The sequence below is a fragment of the Neisseria sp. P0019.S003 genome (assembly GCF_051957115.1).
Taxonomy (GTDB): domain Bacteria; phylum Pseudomonadota; class Gammaproteobacteria; order Burkholderiales; family Neisseriaceae; genus Neisseria; species Neisseria flavescens_D.
Genome location: NZ_JBQCWT010000033.1, coordinates 1 through 614, shown reverse-complemented (window position 1 = coordinate 614; position 614 = coordinate 1). Strand labels below are relative to the sequence as shown.

Here is a 614-nt window from a genome sequence, read left to right as displayed (position 1 = left end):
CACCAACAACACAACGCGAACAAGCCCGAACAACAAGTCCAACAAACTACTCACCGAAAACAACCAACGCACCAGCCCGAACCGCTTCATCTGCACCCAAATGATATTGATGGACTACTGCTTTAACAGAACACTGAATACTGTCATTGATGACCATCAGGACCACAGCCACACCACTAATAACACCCCCCGGCACAACACCCAACCAAAACGGACCCCCAACAAAACCTAAACCCACCAACACACCCAACAACCCCCAAACCAAAACACAACCACAAACAACAAACCCACCCACCCAACAAAAACCCCAACCCACACCCCAACAAACAAAACCCCAACCACACCACAACCAACCAAAAACACCACCAACAAACCCAACCCAAAAAAAATTCCAAGCCACAAACCAATAACTACAAACCGCACCCATCCAACAACGACAGAAACCAAACCGCCAAAAAAAGACCCAACTCCATGGCAAAACAATACACCCACCCATCACGGCACAAAACCATTCACCGACACTCCCACCACACACACCAAACCGAACCTAACATCCGCCAAACTAACCCTCTCCCCTACACCCCCCTCCGCCCCCCCACAACAGGCACCCCCCC

1 protein-coding gene is annotated in these 614 nt (G+C 50.5%); it reads right to left on the bottom strand.

Annotated elements, in window-relative coordinates:
* Positions 1-46 precede the first annotated feature (46 nt).
* On the bottom strand, positions 47-349 hold the full coding sequence (locus ACTHTS_RS10935; RefSeq protein WP_440370047.1) for a hypothetical protein: 303 nt from the start codon (positions 347-349) through the stop codon (positions 47-49).
* Between the last annotated feature and the right edge of the window lie 265 nt (positions 350-614).